Annotated in this window: 10 protein-coding genes; 8 read left to right on the forward strand and 2 right to left on the reverse strand. The window is 66.9% G+C overall.

All coding sequences use genetic code 11. The features are described 5' to 3' along the window. Positions 1 to 242: 242 nt before the first annotated feature. The 3 genes from F6B93_RS09545 to F6B93_RS09555 all read left to right on the forward strand — a co-directional run bounded on the left by F6B93_RS09545 (position 243) and on the right by F6B93_RS09555 (position 4,978). Positions 243 to 1,730, forward strand: coding sequence for a PE family protein (locus tag F6B93_RS09545; RefSeq protein ID WP_211698883.1), 1,488 nt, complete (start codon positions 243 to 245; stop codon positions 1,728 to 1,730). A gap of 1,017 nt (positions 1,731 to 2,747) precedes the next feature. After that, positions 2,748 to 3,503 carry a response regulator transcription factor gene (locus tag F6B93_RS09550; RefSeq protein ID WP_211698884.1) on the forward strand — a complete coding sequence of 252 codons (756 nt, stop codon included), beginning with the start codon at positions 2,748 to 2,750 and terminating at the stop codon, positions 3,501 to 3,503. Continuing rightward, positions 3,500 to 4,978 (forward strand): sensor histidine kinase, encoded by a 1,479-nt coding sequence (locus F6B93_RS09555; RefSeq protein WP_211698885.1) that lies wholly within the window; start codon positions 3,500 to 3,502, stop codon positions 4,976 to 4,978. Before F6B93_RS09550 ends, F6B93_RS09555 begins: the two co-directional genes overlap by 4 nt. A 58-nt stretch (positions 4,979 to 5,036) precedes the next feature. On the opposite strand, the gene F6B93_RS09560 is transcribed toward F6B93_RS09555, so the two are convergent. Then, positions 5,037 to 5,786, reverse strand: coding sequence for a TVP38/TMEM64 family protein (locus tag F6B93_RS09560; protein ID WP_246541049.1), 750 nt, complete (start codon positions 5,784 to 5,786; stop codon positions 5,037 to 5,039). A gap of 191 nt (positions 5,787 to 5,977) precedes the next feature. Between F6B93_RS09560 and mutA the strand changes: the two genes are divergently transcribed. The 4 genes from mutA (at position 5,978) to lipL (ending at position 12,557) form a co-directional block, all read left to right on the forward strand. Further along, the gene (gene mutA / locus F6B93_RS09565; protein ID WP_211698886.1) at positions 5,978 to 7,870 is read left to right on the forward strand and encodes a methylmalonyl-CoA mutase small subunit; all 1,893 of its coding nucleotides are present in this window, start codon (positions 5,978 to 5,980) and stop codon (positions 7,868 to 7,870) included. A gap of 5 nt (positions 7,871 to 7,875) precedes the next feature. Beyond that, positions 7,876 to 10,137: a methylmalonyl-CoA mutase gene (gene scpA / locus F6B93_RS09570; RefSeq protein ID WP_211698887.1), complete on the forward strand. Its 2,262-nt coding sequence runs from the start codon at positions 7,876 to 7,878 to the stop codon at positions 10,135 to 10,137. A gap of 100 nt (positions 10,138 to 10,237) precedes the next feature. Then, positions 10,238 to 11,218, forward strand: a complete 981-nt coding sequence (gene meaB / locus F6B93_RS09575) for a methylmalonyl Co-A mutase-associated GTPase MeaB (RefSeq protein ID WP_211698888.1) — start codon at positions 10,238 to 10,240, stop codon at positions 11,216 to 11,218. Between the two features lie 52 nt (positions 11,219 to 11,270). Then, positions 11,271 to 12,557: an esterase/beta-lactamase LipL gene (gene lipL / locus F6B93_RS09580; protein WP_211698889.1), complete on the forward strand. Its 1,287-nt coding sequence runs from the start codon at positions 11,271 to 11,273 to the stop codon at positions 12,555 to 12,557. Between the two features lie 77 nt (positions 12,558 to 12,634). Here lipL and F6B93_RS09585 read toward each other — a convergent pair whose 3' ends face one another. After that, a complete protein-coding gene (locus F6B93_RS09585; protein WP_211698890.1) occupies positions 12,635 to 12,847 on the reverse strand; it encodes a dodecin in 213 nt (70 codons plus the stop codon). A gap of 571 nt (positions 12,848 to 13,418) precedes the next feature. On the opposite strand from F6B93_RS09585, the gene F6B93_RS09590 reads away from it, so the two are divergent. After that, complete coding sequence (locus tag F6B93_RS09590; RefSeq protein WP_211698891.1) at positions 13,419 to 14,456, forward strand: rhamnan synthesis F family protein; 1,038 nt, start codon at positions 13,419 to 13,421, stop codon at positions 14,454 to 14,456. Positions 14,457 to 14,690 lie beyond the last annotated feature (234 nt).

Here is a 14,690-nt window from a genome sequence, read left to right on the forward strand (position 1 = left end):
CGTTTTCGGCGTAGATGGGTTGCGGCGCCATCGCGGCGAACCGGTGCGGCACGAAGATCTACGAATCCGCCGTCAAGATATACGCGAATCGATCGATGTTATAGCGCTCGAGTACCAGCAATGATTTCACGAACTCCATAGCGCACCACGTTCCGCTCGGCCGATTGTGTGGCGGTGATCCGACCTTCCCGGGGTCGCACTGGTCCATCGGATTGGTCATGACCAATGGGGAAGGTACAGCGATGTCGTTTGTAGTTGCCGCGCCGCAGGCGCTGGCGGCAGTGGCTGAAGACTTGGCGGGCGTTGCGGCCTCACTGAGTGCGGCGAATTCGGCAGCGGCGTCACGGATCACCGGGTTGGCGGCGGCCGGTGCGGACGAGGTGTCAGCGGCCATTGCCGCGCTGTTCAGCGGACACGCCCAGACCTATCAGACGATCAGCGCCCAGGCGGCAGGGTTTCACGAGCAGTTCGTCCAAACTTTGACCGCCGGTGCTGGCTCCTATGCCAGTGCCGAGGCCGCCAGCGCTTCTCCACTGCAGCAGGCGCTCAACTTCGTGAACGCACCCACACTGACGTTGTTGGGTCGCCCGCTGATCGGCAACGGCGTCGACGGTGTCCCGGGCACCGGGCAAGCCGGCGGAGCCGGAGGGATCCTGATCGGCAATGGCGGGAACGGCGGGTCCGGCGCGACCGGCCAGGCCGGCGGGGCCGGCGGGGCAGCAGGGCTGCTAGGTATCGGCGGGCGCGGCGGTACCGGGGGGCTTGGCTTTGCCGGAGACGGCTCGCCGGGCGGCGCTGGCGGCGCCGGCGGGCTGCTGTGGGGCCCTGGCGGCGCCGGCGGCGCCGGCGGGAACGGCGGGGCCGGCGGCTCCGGTGGGAACGGCGGCAGCGGCGGGGCCGGCGGGCTATTCGGTTCCGGCGGCACCGGCGGCACCGGCGGCGTTGGGGTCAACGGGGGTAACGGCGGCACCGGTGGTCGCGCTGGGCTGCTCGAGCTGTTCGGCGCTGGCGGTTCCGGCGGCGCTGGCGGGACCGGCACCGGTGTCGGTAACGCCGGTGGTACCGGCGGCGCCGGTGGGGCAGGAGGGCTGTTCAGTGCGGGCGGCTTCGGCGGTGACGGCGGCTTCGGTCTAGACACCGCGTCCGGCGGGGACGGCGGCGCGGGAGGAGCCGCTGGGCCGTTGGGCCAAGCCGGAGGCGGTGGCGACGGCGGGAATAGCATCACGGGCAGCGGCGGTGACGGCGGCACCGGCGGTGCCGCCTGGCTGTTCGGCTCCGGCGGGACCGGCGGAGCCGGTGGGACAGTCTTCGGCGGCGGCGGGGACGGCGGGGATGGCGGGGCCGGCGGTAGAGCCGGCATGCTGACCGGCGACGGCGGGGCCGGCGGGGCCGGCGGGGCCGGTGAGAACGGCGGGGCCGGCGGGGCAGGCGGCAATGCCGGCCTGCTCTTCGGCTCGGGCGGAACCGGCGGAATCGGCGGTTCCGCCAGCGTTATTGGAGGCAACGGAGGGGTCGGCGGCCTGGCCGGGCTAGTCGGCAACGGCGGCGGTGGCGGTGATGGCGGCAACGGCCTAGGGGGGGTCGGTAACGGCGGGGACGGCGGCAACGCGCAGGTGATCGGCAACGGTGGTAATGGGGGCAACACCGGGTCGGGCTTCGGTGCGGCCACGCCTGGGGTGGGTGGCGCCGGGGGACTGGTGGGCGCTAACGGGTTCAACGGGTTGACTTGATAGTGGTCCTATCTGCCACCGCCTCGCGCAGCGCACCGATCTCGGCCCCCCACTGCGCGTAGACGCGAACTGACCGATGGATTTCACCGACCAAAGCCTCGCAATCTGTGTTGGCAACGGAACTCAAGTCCACGCAGCGGTCTTTCGGTTGCCGGCCCAACTGCAATCGGGCTAGCGCACCACGCTGAGCGTTATCCGGTTGGCCTCGCTCGATGTAGCGTCGCTGGCCCTTGGTCAGGAGGCAACGGAGGCGCGTGAGCTGGCTGGAACCGGGTGGGCGGGGTGGCGCCGGGCGAACTGTGGTGTCTGCCTGCGCTCTCGGTTGTGTCCAACCTAGGTGAACGCAGCAGCTTTGTACTGGCGCCACCCCACCGCCTCGACAGGCTCAGGCACGAGCCCCTGGGGTTGCGGGTGCCGGAGACCCCGGGTCCCCTTGTGCGGCTGGACCCTGCGTCGCAGGCGGTTGCCCCGGGGCTGGTGCGCCGGGGGGTGGGCCACCTGGGAAGGGGTTGGCTCCTGGCGGCGGGGGTGGCGGGGGTGGCTGGTGCGGTCCGCCGGGCATGGGTGCCCTTGGGATGACCGGTCGCGCCAGAGGCCCATCTGGCCGGCCCATGGGACTCATGTGCGATGCCGCCGGCCCGTGCGGCACGTTCGGCGGCGGGGGTGGTCCCATGACAAAGGCCCAGATGAAGAGGGCAGCCCCCGCGCTGGTCACTGCACCGGCAACCAAGCCGAGCAGTCCGGCGCCAACCACCACCGGGGTGGAGTAGCGACGCGCATGCCCGTGCTGGGCGCTCGGTGTCGGTGCGGCGGCTGCGGCAGCGCTCTGGTCGCTCGCGTGGGCGCCGCTGTTCGGGCGGAAGTCATTGTCTTCGGTAGTCATGCTGATCTCCACTTCGTTTCTCGTCGGCCTATTGCTGATCGGTTGTCGCGACCGTAGTGACCGAACTTGAAGTGGATCTGAAGAAATGCGCCTGCTTCAGCCTGATCTCAGAACAGCACGCTAACAATGGGGCCATGACCGATTGCTCGCCTACGGACCGGACCGACCGCAAGGCGATCGGCTCGGCCGTTCGCGGCCGGACCGATCAGTTCAGCGTCGGTGCGCCCCGGGTCCTCGTGGTCGAGGATTCCGAGACGATCCGTGAGATGGTCAGCGAGGCCTTGACCGACGTTGGCTACCACACCGAGGCCCGGTGTGACGGTGACGGGTTGGAAGACGCTCTGGAGGGCTTGCGGCCGGACCTGGTGGTGCTCGACGTGATGCTTCCCGGCCGCGACGGATTCGCTCTCATCGACGTCATCCGGGAGTGGAGTGACATCGGCATCGTGCTGATCACCGCCCGCGATGGCCTGCCGGACCGGCTGCGTGGCCTGGACGGCGGGGCCGACGACTATGTCATCAAACCGTTCGAGCTTGCCGAACTGGTGTCGCGCGTCGGTGCTGTGTTGCGGCGCCGGGGTCGACTGCCCCGCGTCATTCAAGCGGGCGACCTGATGCTGGATGTGGATTCTGGCGTGGCCGCGCGCGATGGACACCGATTAGACCTGACCGCGACCGAGCTGCGATTGCTGGCCTTCCTTGTGGAGCAGCGCGGCCGCATCGTCAATGCCGGCCAGATCCTCAATGCAGTGTGGGGCTATGACGCCTACGACCCGAACCTGGTGCAAGTGCACATCAGTGGGTTGCGCCGCAAACTGGAAGCTCACGGTCCGCGCATTCTGCACACTGTCCGCGGGATCGGTTACCGACTTCAGCCGCAGCGCGCATGACCACCTCCACAGCGGGCTCGTCGACCGCGGGCAACGGCGCGACACCGACGCCGTCGCTGCAGCGCCGGGTGACTCTGCTCGTGGTGGCGCTGTTGGCGGTGCTTCTCGTCGTGCTGGGTGTCACCATCGACGTCAGCCTCGGACTGTCGGCCCGCCGAAATCTCCACGACCGGCTGGTCGGCGCCACCTCGCGGGCGGACGCGCTGGCGGCGGTGCACACGTCGCCGGATCTGCTCGCCGCCGAACTCAACGGCGGCAGCGTGCGCGCGCTGCTGGTCACCGCCGACGGTGCCACCTACGGTGACCGCGGGATTAGTCCCGACACCACTGTTGGACCGCCGCCCGGCCACCCACCCCCGCCGCCATTTGGCCCGCCGCCGGGGCCGCCGCCACCACCGCCGCCACCGGCTCCTCCGCCGGATTCCACAGCGACCGTGGTGGTACACCCGTTGCCTGGGGGCAGTCGGGTGATCCTCGTTGCCGACACCACCCAGACCACCCAAGTGACCCGCCGGCTGCGGCAACTGATGGTCGGTGCGGGCCTGGCGACGCTGGCGGTGGCGGCGCTCCTCCTCGTCGTGGTGAGTCGAGCGGCGTTGCGGCCGTTGGAGCGGCTCACGACGCTAGCCAAGGACATCACCACTGGCGATCGCGGCCGTCGGCTGCAACCGGATCGCGCCGATACCGAACTGGGGCGCGCAGCCAGCGCGTTCGACGGAATGCTGGATGCGCTGGAAGACTCCGAGCGGCGAGCCCAGCAATCCGCCGACGCCGCGCGGCGCGCCGAAAGTGCCACCCGCCAGTTCCTCGTGGATGCGGCCCACGAACTGCGCACCCCGATCGCGGGAATGCAAGTCGCTGCCGAACAGCTTGCAGCCAGCGCCAGCCAGCACGAAGCTGACCCGGTGGCCCGCGGCCAGTACCGGCGGGCGAGCCTGTTGCACTCCGACGCACGCCGGGCCGGGCGGCTGGTGGCCGACATGCTGGATCTGAGTCGGATCGACGCCGGACTTCGGCTCGACATCCGCGACACCGACCTAGCCCCCATCGCCGACGCCGAGGTCCACCGCACCGCACTGTTAGCGCCGCAGGTCAAGGTCATCCGGACCGGCCTTTCGGCGCTGCAGATCCAGGCGGATCCGACCCGAGTGGCCCAGATTGTGTCCAACCTTCTTGATAACGCGCGCAGGTACACTCCGGCCGGCGGAGCCATCACGATTGACCTGCAGCGCACCGAGCGCGAGGCCCAAGTCACCGTCACCGACACTGGCCTGGGCGTTCCCGATGCGGAGCGCGATCGCATCTTCGAGCGCCTGGTGCGGCTCGACGCCGGGCGTGCTCGCGACCACGGCGGCGCCGGTCTTGGCTTGCCGATCGCCAGAGCCCTGGCCCGCGCCCACGGCGGCACCCTGGTGTGCCTTTCGAACGACGGCGGCGCGCGGTTTCGGCTCAGCCTGCCGCTCATTCATGGCTGACGACCTCTGCTGAGGCCGCGGCCGGACCCCGGCGGTCAGCCGTGGCGTCAGGTGGCTGTCAACCGGTGATTGCGGTCTGGCCGTGCGTCGTGCCGAGGTTGCGCTGCCGCCGATAGTGGCGGATCTCGAACACGAGCCCAGCCAGGCCGACGGATGCGGTACACAGCGACACGAGAATCAATAGGGGATTGGGGTGACCGGTGAGCGCATCGCCCAGGATCACCACCGCGGCCGTACCGGGGAGTAGACCGCCCACTGTGGCCAGTGAGTAGGGCAGGACCCGCACGGCCGACGCGCCGGCCGCATAGTTGAGCGCCGCGAACGGCACCGCGGGAATCAACCGCAACGACACAATGGGCAGCCAGCCACGCTCACGCAGGCGCTCGTCCAGCCGGTCTACCGCCCGATGGCGAACGAGGCCGTTGAGCCGCCACCCGGCCGCGCGCACCAGCAGCATCGCGAGCACCGCACTCGTAGTACTGGCGAGCACCGCGATGACGACGCCGAACACCGGGCCGAACAGCAGTCCGGCGGCCAGTGTGAACGCCGTGCGAGGTAGCGGTACCACCGTCGCGACGGTGTGCGCCACCAAGAAGGTCAACGGGAACCAGGGGCCGACCGACGTAGCCCAGTCGCGAAGCTGCACGGCTGTGGGCAGCGGAACCAGCAGCGCCGCCACCACCAGAATTGTGATTCCCACCACTGCCCCGACCGCCCGCGGCAGCGATACTCCGCGCGCGGACATAACGCACGCCGCGGCAATACCGCGCAGCGTGCCGCTAGTTTTGCAGATGGCGGGCGCCGTCACGCTTGCCAAGCGTAAGGGGTGAACATGAATATCGCCTTTCCTCGGGCTTGGTGTTTCGTCACAGTCAGGAGGCCGATCGTCGCACCGGGATGCGGCTGTTTGGGTCGTCATCAACTAACCTGATTAGCACGTGGCAATCCCGGAGCAACCCGAAGAAACGTTGCCTATTGCTGGGAAAATAGGAGCAAGCGGTGTCCGTTGACGTACCCGAACTCGCCGACCTAGAACAGGTTCGCGCGAGTTGGCGCACTGCGGTTGCCGGCGTGCTGTCGAAGAGCGCCAGGCGCGATGCGGCCGAGCTCGGAGAGCGACCTGAGCAGCTCCTGGAGACTCCGACCTATGAAGGTTTCGCCATCCGGGCGCTCTATACCGCATTTGACGAGCTGCCGGAGCTGCCGCTGCCCGGCGAGTGGCCCTATGTGCGCGGGGGACCGCTATGCCCCGCATTACGCGATGTCAGTTCCGGCTGGAAGGTGGCCGAGGCTTTTCCCGCTGCCGCAGATGAGACGGTCGGCGACTCCAATGAGGCGGTATTGGCGGCGTTGGGCGAAGGGGCCAGCGCGCTGCTGGTACGGGTGGGAGGCACGGGTGTAGCGCCCGGGCAGCTTGAGCGGTTGCTCACCGGGGTTTACCTGGAGCTCGCGCCGGTGATCCTCGATGCCGGTGGCGACTATGCGGCCGCCGCCGATGCGATGTTGGCGCAGCTGGCGCAGCTGGAGCCGGACCGGCGTACAACACTGTCGATCGACTTGGGTGCCGACCCGCTCTCGGCGAGCCTGAGCGGCCGGCCCGCCCCTCAGCTCGAGGACGTTGTTGCGGTCGCTGCCCGGGTCGCCGCCGATTCGGGTGTGCGGGCCATCACCGTCGATGGACCCGCCTTCCACAATCTGGGCGCGACCGCAGCCTGGGAACTTGCGGCCAGCATCGCGGCAGCGGTGGCCTACCTGCGGGTGCTCACCGAATCGGGGATCGCGGTCGGCGAGGCGCTGCGGCAAATCAGTTTCCGGTTTGCCGCCGATGACGACCAATTCATGACCATCGCCAAGATGCGGTCGGTGCGGCGATTGTGGGCTCGGGTCGCCGAGGTCGCGGGTGACCCGGGTGCTGGCGCGGCGATCGTTCATGCAGAGACGTCGCTGCCCATGATGACCCAGCGCGACCCGTGGGTGAACATGCTTCGCAGCACCCTGGCCGCATTCGGCGCAGGCGTCGGCGGCGCCGATACCGTGCTCGTGTTTCCGTTTGACGTTGCCATCCCTGGCGGACTTCCCGGCATGTCGACCGCCTTCGCGCGCCGGATTGCCCGCAATTCTCAGCTGTTGCTGCTGGAGGAGTCGCACGTCGGACGCGTCCTCGACCCGGCGGCGGGGTCATGGTTCGTCGAGGATCTCACCGAGCAGCTGTCCGAGCAGGCCTGGCGGCATTTTCAGGACATCGAGGCCCGCGGCGGGTTCGTGGAGGCGCGTGACTACGTGGCCGCCCGGATCGCCGAGGTGCAGGCTCGCCGCGCGGACGACATCGCGCATCGCCGCACCGCGATCACCGGCGTCAACGAGTATCCGAACTTGGATGAACCGGCTCTGCCGCACAGCGATCCGGGTTTCTCGCCCGATGGCACCGGGCGCCTCGTACGCTACGCCGCGGCGTTCGAGGCGTTGCGCGATCGGTCCGATAACTACCTGGCGCGCACGGGTTCACGTCCGCGGGTGCTGTTGTTGCCGTTGGGTCCGTTGGCCGAGCACAACGTCCGAGTGACGTTCGCGGCGAACCTGTTGGCGTCCGGCGGCCTCGAGGCTGCCAATCCCGGAACGGTCGATGCCACGGGTGTAGCTGACGCCGTTGCCCAGGCAGGAACGCCGGCAGGGTCACCGACCGTGGCGGTTGTCTGTGGCACGGACAAGCGGTATCAGGAAGCGGCCTCCGGTGTTATCGAGGCAGCAAGAAACTGCGGGGTTTCGCGGATTTATCTGGCGGGGCCGCAGCAAGCACTGGCGCCCGACGGCAACCGACCCGACGACTTCCTGACCGCGAAGATCAATGCGGTCGATGCCCTGTCCGATCTTCTCACCCGGTTGGGGGCCTAGCCACGATGACGACGAGCACATCGGCTATCGGCAGCTTCGCCAACACCCCGCTGAAGGGTGGCCACGCCGCACCAGCGCCCACCGCTTCCGCAGCGCAGCAGTATGTTGCGGCTGCGGCCGACGCGCACGGGTATGAGCCCGAGCAGTTGCAATGGCACACGCCGGAAGGCATTGAGGTCAAACCGATCTATGTCGGTGCCGATCGGCGCGCGGCGGAAGCCGACGGCTACCCGCTGAACAGCTTCCCCGGCGAGCCGCCCTACCTGCGCGGACCGTACCCCACGATGTATGTCAACCAGCCATGGACCATCCGCCAATACGCTGGGTTCTCCACCGCCGCGGATTCCAACGCGTTCTACCGCCGCAACCTCGCCGCCGGCCAGAAAGGGCTGTCGGTGGCCTTCGATCTCGCCACCCACCGCGGCTATGACTCCGACCATCCCCGCGTCCAGGGTGACGTTGGAATGGCCGGCGTGGCAATAGATTCCATCCTCGACATGCGGCAGCTGTTCGACGGCATCGACCTGTCGTCGGTGTCGGTGTCGATGACGATGAACGGTGCCGTACTGCCGATCCTGGCGCTGTACGTGGTCGCCGCCGAGGAACAGGGCGTGCCGCCGGAAAAGCTGGCCGGCACCATCCAGAACGACATCCTCAAAGAGTTCATGGTCCGCAACACCTACATCTACCCGCCGCAGCCATCGATGCGGATCATCTCCGATATCTTTGCCTACACCAGCGCCAAGATGCCAAAGTTCAACTCCATCTCCATCTCCGGCTACCACATCCAAGAAGCAGGTGCCACAGCGGATTTGGAGTTGGCGTACACCCTGGCCGACGGTGTGGACTACATCAAGGCCGGGCTGGACGCCGGCCTGGACATCGATCAATTCGCACCCCGACTGTCGTTCTTCTGGGGCATCGGGATGAACTTCTTCATGGAAGTCGCCAAACTGCGGGCCGGTCGGCTGCTGTGGAGCGAACTGGTGGGTGAGTTTGCCCCGCGGAACCCAAAATCCAGCTCGTTGCGCACCCATTCGCAAACCTCCGGCTGGTCCCTGACCGCTCAGGACGTGTTCAACAACGTGGCGCGCACCTGCATCGAGGCGATGGCGGCGACTCAGGGCCACACCCAGTCGCTGCACACCAACGCGCTGGACGAGGCGTTGGCGCTGCCCACCGACTTCTCGGCCCGCATCGCTCGCAATACCCAGCTGCTGCTGCAGCAGGAGTCGGGTACTACCAGGCCCATCGACCCCTGGGCGGGCTCCTACTACGTCGAGTGGCTGACCCATCAGCTCGCGCAGCGTGCACGCGCGCACATCGCCGAGGTCGCGGAGCACGGCGGCATGGCGGCGGCCATCAGCGACGGCATCCCCAAGCTGCGCATCGAGGAGGCTGCCGCACGCACCCAGGCCCGCATTGACTCGGGTCGCCAGCCCGTGGTCGGGGTCAACAAATACCAGGTCGTCGAGGATCAGGAGATCGAGGTACTCAAGGTCGAGAACAGCCGGGTGCGTGCCGAGCAGCTGGCCAAACTGAACGAGCTGCGGGCGAACCGGAACCAGCCGGCGGTCGACGCCGCATTGGCCGAGCTGGCGCGCGCCGCTGCGGCCCACGAACGTGCCGGCGCCGACGGACTCGGCAACAACTTGTTGGCCCTGGCCATCGACGCGGCCCGGGCACATGCCACGGTGGGGGAGATCTCCGACGCGCTGGAGAAGGTGTACGGGCGCCACCAAGCCGAGATCCGTACCATCGCCGGGGTCTACCGAGACGAAGCCGGAGGAGGTGGCAGCATCACCCCGCTTGCGGAAGCGACGCAGCTGGTCGAGAAATTCGCCGAGGCCGATGGTCGCCGACCTCGGATCTTGGTGGCCAAAATGGGTCAGGACGGTCACGACCGCGGTCAGAAAGTGATTGCTACCGCCTTCGCCGACATCGGGTTCGACGTTGATGTTGGATCGCTGTTCTCCACGCCCGACGAGGTTGCCCGTCAGGCCGCGGACAACGATGTGCACGTGGTGGGGGTGTCGTCCTTGGCGGCCGGTCACCTGACGCTGGTGCCGGCTTTGCGCGAGGCGTTGGTGCAGGTGGGCCGACCCGACATCATGATCGTGGTCGGCGGCGTCATCCCACCCGGCGACTTCGACGAGTTGTACGCCGCCGGGGCGACCGCCATTTTCCCGCCAGGGACGGTGATCGCCGACGCCGCGATCGGCTTGCTCGGCAAGCTCGCCGAGCGGCTGGGGTACACGCTGGACTAGTGGCTGCCCAGATTCCTCGCGCGAGCGTGATGTCACGGCGAAATTTCTTGCTGACTTTCGCCGTGGCATCACCCTCGGCGCGTTCCATCAGGCGGGCGAGGTGACCACAGAGCAACTAGCGGAGGCCATCCGCAACGGTGATCGGGCCGCCTTACCGCGCGCCATCACATTGCTGGAATCCACTCGCGGCGATCATCGCGAGCAGGCGCAGGAGCTGCTACTGGCGTTGCTGCCGGATTCCGGGAACGCGCACCGGGTCGGCATTACCGGGGTTCCGGGTGTGGGTAAGTCCACCGCCATCGAGGCGCTTGGCATGTATCTGGTCGAGCAGGGACACCGCGTTGCGGTGCTGGCCGTCGACCCGTCGTCGACTCGTACTGGCGGATCGATTCTCGGTGACAAGACCCGCATGGCTCGGCTGGCCGTCCATGCCGACGCCTATATTCGGCCGTCGCCGACCTCGGGAACCTTGGGCGGGGTGGCACGGGCTACCCGGGAGACGGTCGTTCTGCTCGAGGCCGCCGGCTTCGACGTGATCTTGGTCGAAACCGTCGGCGTCGGCCAGTCCGAGGTGGCGGTGTCCAACATGGTCGACACCTTCGTATTGTTGACCCTGGCGCGCACCGGCGACCAGCTGCAGGGCATCAAGAAGGGCGTGCTGGAGCTGGCCGACATCGTGGTGGTGAACAAGGCCGACGGGGAACACCTCCAGGAGGCGCGGCGGGCGGCCCGCGAGCTGTCGTCGGCAATCAGACTGATCTACCCGCGTGAAACATTATGGCGACCTCCCGTCCTCACGATGAGCGCCATGCAGGGGACCGGTCTCACAGAGCTGTGGGAGACCGTCGAACGCCACCGGCAGGTGCTGACCGACGCCGGAGAGTTCGACGCCCGTCGACGTGCCCAGCAAGTCGACTGGACCTGGCAAATGGTGCGTGACGAGGTACTGGACCGGGTGCTGGCAAATCCGGGAGTGCGGGAGAATCGCGCGGAGATCGAGCGGCAGGTCCGCGCCGGGGAACTGACCCCCACGCTGGCCGCGCAGCAAATTCTCAAGTGGTCTGGACTAACGGAACGGTAACTTGACGATCGCTTGACCATGGACTCTGTGAAATCCATGTAAATTTAAAAGGGTGAAGGTTGACATCCGAGTCGATCGCCGCGCGGTTTCGATCCGCGATGACCCTGACGCGGGCCATCGCATGTCCGGCGCGGCGGACTCAAACTTTGGTTGCGTCGTGCGTTTCTTTGCCAGCATGTTCCCCGCGCGCCGGTTCGGCGGGGGCGCGCTGGCCGTGTACCTCGACGGTCAGCCCGTCGTCGACGTGTGGACGGGCTGGTCGGACCTAAGCGGCGAGGTGCCCTGGGCGGCGGACACCGCGCCGATGGTGTTCTCGGCGACTAAGGGCATGGCCTCGACCGTCATCCACCGGCTCGTCGATCGAGGACTGATCGACTATGACACCCCGGTTGCCGACTACTGGCCGGAGTTCGGTGCTAACGGCAAGTCGGACCTGACGGTCCGAGAGGTGATGCGACACCGGGCCGGTTTGTCCGGCTTGCGCGGCGCCACCTGGGACGACTTGCTGGATCACGTCGTCATGGAAGACCGGCTCGCGGCGGCCGCGCCAGGCCGCCTGCTGGGCAAGCCGGCATACCACGCGCTGACCTACGGCTGGCTGCTGTCAGGGCTGGCCAGGGCCGTCACCGGAAAGGACATGCGCGTCCTGTTCCGCGAAGAACTCGCCGAGCCGCTCGGCACGGATGGTTTCCACCTGGGCCGACCGCCGGCCGGCTCGCCCACCCGGGTCGCCGAGATCATCATGCCGCAGAACATCGTCGGCAGCGGGTTGGTCAATGCGCTCGCCCAGCGGGTCGCCATCGGGCTGTCCGGCGGATACCGCTCGCTGTACTTCCCGGGCATGATCGCCGCCGTCCAGGGGGACATTCCGTTGCTGGACGCCGAGATACCGGCGGCCAACGGAGTGGTGACGGCCCGCGCGCTGGCACGGATGTATGGAGCGCTCGCCAACGGCGGCGAGATCGATGGCACCCAGTTCTTGTCATCCGAGCTGGTTGCCGGCCTGACTGGCCAACCCAGCCTCCAGCCGGACCGAAACCTGGGCCTGCCGATGCCGTTTCACTTGGGCTACCACAGCATCCCGTTCCCGAACGTGATGCCGGGATTCGGCCATGTCGGGATGGGTGGCTCGGTCGGGTGGAACGACCCCGCGACGGGGCTGAGTTTCGCGTTGGTGCACAACCGGCTGCTCACACCGCTGGTGATGACCGACTATGGCGGGTTCGTCGCGCTCTACCGCCTGATACGACAGGCCGCTGAGCGGGTCCGCAAGCGTGGATTCCACCCGGTGACCGAGTACGGGGCGCCGTACTCCGAGCCGGGAGCCGTCGCTGGCTAGACCACGGCGGGCACCTTGCGCTGCTGCCGCTGCGCGTCGCGCCCAGCTCACGATTGTGGCTCCGAAGCCGATGGGGATTACGAATCTTCCAGGCGAAAGCCGACTTTCATCGTCACCTGGAAGTGTGCGACCGCGCCGTCCACCAGATGGCCGCGAACTGACTCGACCTCGAACCAGTCCAGGGCACGCATTGTCTGGGCTGCTCGTGCCAGACCGTTGCGGATAGCCGCGTCGACTCCATCGGGCGACGTCCCGACAATTTCGATTACGCGGTAAGTGTGATCGCTCATGGCATCCCCTTAGATTGGCCGCGGCGCCAGGATAGCTCGTCGGACAGCTGCGCTGAGGGTTCGCCTAGCTCCGACGACCATGTGCAGCGGACGAGGGATCTTATAGAGGAGCTGTCGAGACGATGTCGACCGCCGCATCGGGCGCCCGGGGGCAATTCGGGGTCGCCGGCGGCCGTTGCAGCCCGTTACGGGCCAGGCCCGGACTGCTGCCGGGGTTGCCCTGGCGACCTGAAGACAGCGCGGGAACCTCCAGATGCTGCCGTTGGTACCTCACATGCGCCCAGAGTGAATCATGGAATTCTCCCCACAACGTCGGCGCTATCTGCGAAACTTCGTGCGACGGGCACACTGTGGTGCACAGTCCGGTGCCTAATGTGTCCAGAGCCCGGGTGGACGACGAGAGGACCCGGGGTCGATGCGGTTCTTGGGTCATGCGCGGCCTGGAATGCGAGATCGGGGAGGTCTTGACTGTGACCACTTGCGCGAGTCGGTCAATCACCAAAGGTGACTTCTTCGCGCTCGCTAGGAAGACGCTCAAGGTCGGCCTCGCGTCCGAATAGTCATGTATCACGTGGTTGAGATCACCAGGGCGCTGTGGACCAGGCTGCGCAGCGAATCTGAGCGCGAGTCCTACCGCGCAGCAGCGCGTTACCGTCGAGATGGCGACGCCTTGAGCTTCATTTGCGAAACCCACCAGCAGCTACCAGCGCAGCCGCCTTCCGATCGGCGTTCACTTGTTTTGTTCGCCCACTTTGATGCTCAGGGAATTGTCGATCCGTACGTCGTCCACTACCTGGAGGCGCTGCACCGGCTGGGAGCCACCATCATCTTCGTCTCGTCCTCGCCGACTCTCACACCAGAGTCGGTAGTTCCGATCCGGCCCCTTTGTGCCGGTATCTATACCCGCCGAACGCTCTCGCTGGACTTTGGCTCGTGGCACCTGGCGTGGTGCATTATGCGAGAGCGAGGCTGGTCACTGGATCACTTCGACCGCTTGGTCATCTGTAACGACAGTGTGTACGGTCCACTGTTTCCCATCGAAGAGATGTGGAGCTCGTTCCGTGACGCAGATATGTACGGCGCGATCGAAAGTGGCGTGCAGAAAACCCATCTCCAGTCCTTTTTCCTCGCTTGGGATCTCAACGCGCGCACCCGCAGCTTTCTGAACGACTTCTGGAATGACTTCCAATACGTCGTCGACAAGCTCGTTCTTATCCGGCGATGCGAGGTCGCCATATCCACGCGTGCGCGCAAGGCAGGCCTGCGCATCCGACCGTTTCTCTCCATCGACGCTGTCAGGGCAGCCTATGAGCTCTCGCCGAACCATCAGTGGTTCAACATGTTGTCGAGGACGGGATCTCTCAACAACACCATCTACTATTGGGACGGTTTGATTGAGCACCTCCGGTTTCCGTTCCTCAAAACGAGCCTGCCCCGGTACAACGAGCCGTGGCACGACTCGATGCAACAGCTGCGCGAATTTATCGAGCGCCACACCCCCTATCCGTACGATCTCATTCAGTCCAACGTCGACAGACTTGGCCTCGGAGAGGAAACCTGGGTTAGACCAACTCCGGCGCGAAGATGGATCGACGCCCACAGGGTGTGACGGCCGCTCAATTCACAGTGTCGGGGCATGTGTTGTAGAACCGGCGTCGTGGGGCGGCATACTGCCGTCGTGCATCGGTAGGTTCGGTCACCGCCTTGGATAGGGCACACAAGAGCACTCCACGACGCACTCAAAGATCTATCGGGCGTTGATTGATGCGGGCTTGACCGCGGGATCTTGCTCGCCTCACCGTGAGATGTCATCGCTGACGTGGCTGGTCACGACTGGTAGCGC

Source organism: Mycobacterium spongiae (assembly GCF_018278905.1).
Classification (GTDB): Bacteria; Actinomycetota; Actinomycetes; order Mycobacteriales; family Mycobacteriaceae; genus Mycobacterium; species Mycobacterium spongiae.